We start from the raw sequence: 5,801 nt of genomic DNA on the forward strand, positions 1-5,801 counted from the left end.
AGCAGCATCTGCCTTAAAACATACAATTCCCGGTGACTTCAATAGGGTCAGTAAAGAGGAAGTTTTTAGTCTAATGGGCGGAGATGTAAGCGGAAGGGTCCAAAGATAAAATAAAGCGGGAGATGCACATTCCTCCCGCTTTATTTATCATCTTACATTTGTATTTTTTATATTGTTGATCGAGTTATCTTTTAAAAAAACACATTTATGAAAAAATATCATGAATGTCAATTTACCTATAATGTAACTCCGCCCTTCCAAATGGCTATTTGCTTAAAATCGTTTTCTTCGCTTTTTGTCTTTTCTCCGTTGGCTATGCTTATTATCTTTTGAAAGAATTCATCTAGTAGATCCTTGATCGTGACGCCTTCAAGAAGAGCACCAGCATTAAAATCTATCCATCGCTCTTTTTTGTGATATAGATCGCTATTGGTTGAAACTTTTACTGTAGGCACAAAGGTACCATAAGGGGTGCCCCGACCGGTAGAGAAAAGGACCATATGACATCCCGCGGCACCAAGTGCTGTTGAGGAAACAAGATCATTTCCCGGACCTTCAAGCAGGCTCAACCCTTTCTTTTTGACCCGATCTCCGTACAATAGCACATCCACAACCGGCGCCCTGCCGCCTTTTTGCACACAACCTAGAGACTTTTCCTCTAGGGTAGTTATGCCTCCTGCTTTATTGCCAGGCGATGGATTTTCGTAAACCGGCTGTTCATGGGAAAGAAAATATTCTTTAAAGTCGTTGATCAAATTAACAATCTTTTGAAATATCTCCTCGTTTTCCGCCCTTTCCATCAAAAGCCTCTCAGCCCCAAACATCTCGGGCACTTCCGTCAGGACAGAACTTCCACCGGCGCACACTAAAAAATCTGAGAACGCCCCAAGTAGCGGGTTAGCTGTTATGCCAGAAAAAGCATCAGAACCGCCACATTTCAATCCAACGACCAAAGAAGAAAGCGGGACATCTTCTCTCTTATCCGTAGATGCATTTTCAACGAGCTCGCATATCATCTTGGCGCCCACTTCCACCTCATCATCCACTTCTTGTGCCACAAGAAAACGAACTCGCTCTCTATCAACATCTCCGAGGTGTTTGACGAAAGACTCAAGAGTATTATTTTCACACCCTAATCCCAAGACTAAAACACCAGCAGCATTAGGGTGTTTTACTATACCAGCAAGTATTTTTTGAGTTCGTTCCAAATCACCGCCAAGCTGAGAACAACCAAAAGGATGGGCCATTACATTGCCTTCCTCAAGTAAATCAACTAATCGACTTCCCTCGAGAAGCCTTTTAGCTTTCTCTAATATAAGTTTGCCAATCTCATTAATACAGCCTACAGTCGGTACTATCCATATTTCATTTCTTATACCTATAGAACCGTTTGTGCGCTTAAATCCCTTAAAGGAAGGAATCGTGAAAGAATCGCTACAAGACAAGTAGTTTTTGGGTTCATATGAATATTCCTCGACATCACCTAAGTTGGTACTAAGATTATGGGTATGAACATGTTCTCCACCTTGGATATTTTTAATGGCACTACCGATCGGGAAGCCATACTTTATTACTTTTTCTCCCGATTTTATATCGCTAAGAGCTACTTTGTGACCAAGGGGAATTTCATCCCTTATTAATATAGCAGCTTGGCCCTCGGTAGTAACTCTACTACCTCTATGCAGCTCTTTTAGCGCAACGCCAACATTATCCTTAGAAGTGATTCGCAATAAATAAGACATGGTTATTTGACCTCCAGAACTTTTACTATACAGGTGTCCTGCTCAACGCTTCTGAAACTTTTGCCACAATTTCTTGAACCTTTCTTCCGGCCTCAAGCATCTTTTCCTCAGTAAACCTATAAGCCGGAGCAGAAACGCTTATCGCCCCAATTGGTTTCCCATTTTGCAATATGGGGGCACCCACGCAACATATCCCCTCTTCATTCTCCTGTATATCCTTTGCAAAACCCTCTTGTCTAATTTTTGATAACTCAGCCATTAGCTTTTCTTTATCCACAATGGTGTTGGGCGTTTTGCGCGTTAACGCTACCTTATTTAAATAAGCATCAATCTCTTCCTGGCTCAAAGCAGACAAAATTGCCTTGCCTGCCGCAGTGCTGTAGAGTGTCAAGTGTGCCCCAATGCGAGAACGCATCCTGACCGGGTGCGGTGTATCCAGCTTCTCTATGTAATAGGCATTTTCACCATCGAAGAAGACAAGGTGCACTGTTTCCCTAGTAAAATCCCAAAGTTCAACCATGTGAGGTTTTGCTACCTCTAATAATACGTTTTGTACTTTGTAGGCGCTTGCCCAAAAAAGCACAGCAGGGCCAATAGCATATTGTCCATTGCAGCGCATGACCAACGAATGCTCCTCTAGCGTATTCAGTATTCGAAAAACTGTCGTCTTCGGCAAAGAAGTTCTTTCGACTATCTCCGACAAACCAGAGGGTTGCTCCATCTCTGCAAGACTATTCATTACATCTACTGCTCGTTCCAAAACTCGTATCTTGGCTACACCAGACATCTTAATTCCTCCACATGGGATACTGTTTCGTACAATAATACCTCAAAATAAAATTATTTTCAACACTAATCAAAAATAAAGAGTGCTAGTAACTATGTCTCGCTAGACTCTGAGAAAAAATCAGCAACTTAAATACTATTATCGCGCCAGCCTTAGAGTAGTAACTGGCGCGACCAATGAACAAACCTATATGCTTTGATTGCAAGGGCAACACAACGTTACGCGCAGCTTGCAGAGCCTTTTATAGCTAAAGCTATTCTATCTACAACCAAACCTATTCCAAACCCTATAGTAGCAGCCATCAACCATCCAAACCCGTTTGCAACTAATGGTATTAGTGAGATAATGTCTTCCCACAATGTGAACGTTACACCTATTGCAGAAAAGCCGTCATAGAGGCTCACCAGTAAAGTTCCCGCGAGGGCAGCCATATAGGCGTAACGACAAGAATCGTTAAATACTGGAGAAAGCAAGTTCATGAACATTAAAACTATAACGATAGGATATACAACGACTAAGACAGGCACAGCGAACCTTATTATGCCATCGACACCAATCCCGGCAAAAAGGGCGCTAAATAGTGTAGATATTGTCACCACTTGAAGGTAGGTAACCCTGTTCTTGGACAATTTGCTGAAAAATTCTCCAGTCGCTGCTGTTAAACCAACAGCTGTCGTCAAACAAGCTAATGCAACCACTATACCTAGAGCAATTAAACCAACATCACCAGCAATGTCTGCCACTATGTTGACGAGCAGCATCGTCCTGGGAATGTCTTGTGACATAAAAGATACTGTGGCTCCTAAATACATCAAGCCGCCGTAAACAACTAACAGGCCTGCTGCAGCTATAAATCCCGACATCATAGTTATCTTGATAGTGGACGACTTGCCATATCCCTTTGCCTTAATGCTTTGCACTATGACACCAGCGAATATCACAGCAGCAAGGGCATCCATCGTTTGATAACCTTCAACGAAGCATGAGGCGAAAGCGCTATTAGTGGCTTTAGGAGGCATCGGCGCGCCTATAGGGTTTACAATACCAGCAATAATGATGGCAATTAAAAGGACGAGCAAGCCAGGGGTTAGCAGTTTCCCTATAACATCTATCACGGAGGACTGTTTCATGGAAAAATAAAAAGTTAGGACAAAAAAGCCAATAATCGGTATATAGGGATTCATGTTTGGGAAAAAAGGTTTTACAGCAACTTCAAAAGTTGTTGCGCCAGTGCGCGGTATAGCAAGAAGAGGTCCAATGCACAAAACAACTAAACTCCCCAACAATATGCTGAAAAGTTTACCTCCCTTGCCAGCAAAATTATCGAAGGAACCCTCGTACCGAGACATCACTATGACCCCTAAAAGGGGCAGACCAATACCAGTTATTCCAAATCCCAACATAGCAGCGATCCACTTTGAGCCGTACAAAGACCCTAAGTAAGGAGGAAAGATAAGATTGCCTGCTCCGAAAAACATCGCAAATAAGGCAAATCCAGTTACGATCATATCTTTGATTTTAATTCCTTCCATTGAACTGGTAACCCCCTTCACAAGAATGTTGGCCACAAACTCATAATTTAATGCACGAATTGCACACACTTGCATGCGGTGTTCAATATATCAAATCCTTGTTTTAAGTGCAAGTAAATTTCGAATTTAAATTTTTTACAGATATCGGACAAAGGTTAGTTGAATAATGAGACGCAAAATACTTTTGCTCGTGCTTTTATTACTTCTATAACTTGTAGGCAGAAGTGCTTAAATATTTATCTCCTCTGTCAGGCGCCACAGTAACTACGATCGAATTTTCTTGCAAACTTTTTAATAACTCTCCGGCTGCCCATAAATTAGCACCACTTGAAATCCCCAAAAACAAACCTTTCTCCCGCGCCATATATCTCGTCATTTCAATGGCGTCTTCGTCAGATACTTTCACAACCTGATCTACCAAAGAAAGATCTAAGTTTTTGGGAATAAAACCCGCCCCAATGCCCTGGATCGCATGAGGCCCGATAGGCCCCCTACTCAAAACTGAAGATTTGGCAGGTTCAACGGCAACGATCTGTATATTAGGAAAAACTTTCTTTAGGACTTTTCCTACTCCCGTTAAAGTACCTCCCGTACCTACGCCAGCAACGAAAGCCGCTATCTCTAGACCTTTAATATCGAGAAGTATTTCCGGAGCAGTGGTCGCCATGTGAGCCCACGGATTACCTGGGTTAGAAAACTGATCTAACATAACAGCACCTGGCATTTCTTTTACAATTTGTTCAGCCCTTTTTATAGCTCCGATCATGCCATCTGCCGCAGGGGTAAGCTCAAGTTTAGCTCCATAGGCTGCTAAAATTGCCCTTCTCTCAAGGGACATTGACTCTGGCATAACAAGGATAACCTGCATATTAAGCGCTGCACCAAACATTGCTAAAGCAATACCTGTGTTACCTGAAGTTGGCTCAACTATAGTAGTGTTTTCTTTCAATCTTCCGGTTTGCTCAAAATATTTGAGCATTCCCCAAACTGCCCTATCCTTTATAGATCCCCCTACATTGTTGCCCTCGAGTTTTGCAAATATAATTCCATTTTCATGGGGCAACCTTAATCCAGGCGTACGACCAATAAATTTATTTAATATAACTTCGTCAACGGACATCTTTAAGCAACCTCCCGTTTACTTTGTATATTAACTTGTTCTCCCAAGCTACGAATTTCCTCCTTCAAGACTTGCAAATTTTTTTCTAGCTCATTTAAGCTCACTGAAAGGATATTTGCCGTGTGAGAATCGGGGCTATACTGCCTTGCAATATCCCCCACTTTTATGTCGTTGTGCTTGACTACAACGGCCGGAATGCCAACAACGGTACTGTTTGAAGGGACATCTTTTAATACAACACTTCCGGCACCGACCTTTGCATTTTCGCCTATCACTATATTACCTAATATTTTAGACCCGGCGCCAATGAACGCCCCTTTTTCAACCGTAGGATGACGTTTTCCCTTCTCTTTTCCCGTACCTCCCAGAGTAACGCCATGATACATGGTGACATTATCTTTCACTATTGCAGTTTCCCCTATTACTACACCCATCCCATGGTCTATAAATACCCCTCTCCCGATCTGCGCGCCCGGATGAATCTCTATTCCGGTCCACCATCGAACAATTTGCCCCAAAAACCTAGGCAAAAGGGGTATCCGGAGTCTTGTGTGTAAAAAATGTATAAATCTATGCGCCAGGATGGCTTGAAATCCCGGAGTGCAAAAAATTATTTCAAG

Annotated in this window: 5 protein-coding genes and 1 pseudogene; 1 reads left to right on the plus strand and 5 read right to left on the minus strand. The window is 42.4% G+C overall.

Annotated features, from left to right (window positions below; genetic code table 11):
* Window positions 1-109 (plus strand): annotated as a pseudogene (locus Q7P41_RS09525) (sugar kinase); the annotation flags it as partial.
* Between the two features lie 127 nt (window positions 110-236).
* Here Q7P41_RS09525 and Q7P41_RS09530 read toward each other — a convergent pair.
* The 5 genes from Q7P41_RS09530 to epsC form a co-directional block, all read right to left on the minus strand.
* Window positions 237-1,742, minus strand: coding sequence for a UxaA family hydrolase (locus Q7P41_RS09530; protein ID WP_303883803.1), 1,506 nt, complete (start codon window positions 1,740-1,742; stop codon window positions 237-239).
* A gap of 25 nt (window positions 1,743-1,767) precedes the next feature.
* Window positions 1,768-2,529: an IclR family transcriptional regulator gene (locus tag Q7P41_RS09535; RefSeq protein WP_303883804.1), complete on the minus strand. Its 762-nt coding sequence runs from the start codon at window positions 2,527-2,529 to the stop codon at window positions 1,768-1,770.
* A gap of 218 nt (window positions 2,530-2,747) precedes the next feature.
* Window positions 2,748-4,061 carry a branched-chain amino acid transport system II carrier protein gene (gene brnQ, locus Q7P41_RS09540; protein ID WP_303883806.1) on the minus strand — a complete coding sequence of 438 codons (1,314 nt, stop codon included), beginning with the start codon at window positions 4,059-4,061 and terminating at the stop codon, window positions 2,748-2,750.
* A 205-nt stretch (window positions 4,062-4,266) separates the two neighbouring features.
* Window positions 4,267-5,181, minus strand: coding sequence for a cysteine synthase A (gene cysK / locus Q7P41_RS09545; RefSeq protein WP_303883808.1), 915 nt, complete (start codon window positions 5,179-5,181; stop codon window positions 4,267-4,269).
* Window positions 5,182-5,183: 2 nt separating this feature from the next.
* Window positions 5,184-5,801 (minus strand): serine O-acetyltransferase EpsC (gene epsC / locus Q7P41_RS09550; RefSeq protein WP_303883809.1); only part of this gene is annotated, 618 nt, incomplete at its 5' end.

Source organism: Acetomicrobium mobile (assembly GCF_937920065.1).

Bases quoted from the DNA above. Each gene is read 5' to 3' on its own strand.
- Q7P41_RS09530 (WP_303883803.1), bottom strand. From the start codon at position 1,742: ATGTCTTATTTATTGCGAATCACTTCTAAGGATAATGTTGGCGTTGCG.
- Q7P41_RS09535 (WP_303883804.1), bottom strand. From the start codon at position 2,529: ATGTCTGGTGTAGCCAAGATACGAGTTTTGGAACGAGCAGTAGATGTA.
- brnQ (WP_303883806.1), bottom strand. From the start codon at position 4,061: ATGGAAGGAATTAAAATCAAAGATATGATCGTAACTGGATTTGCCTTA.
- cysK (WP_303883808.1), bottom strand. From the start codon at position 5,181: ATGTCCGTTGACGAAGTTATATTAAATAAATTTATTGGTCGTACGCCT.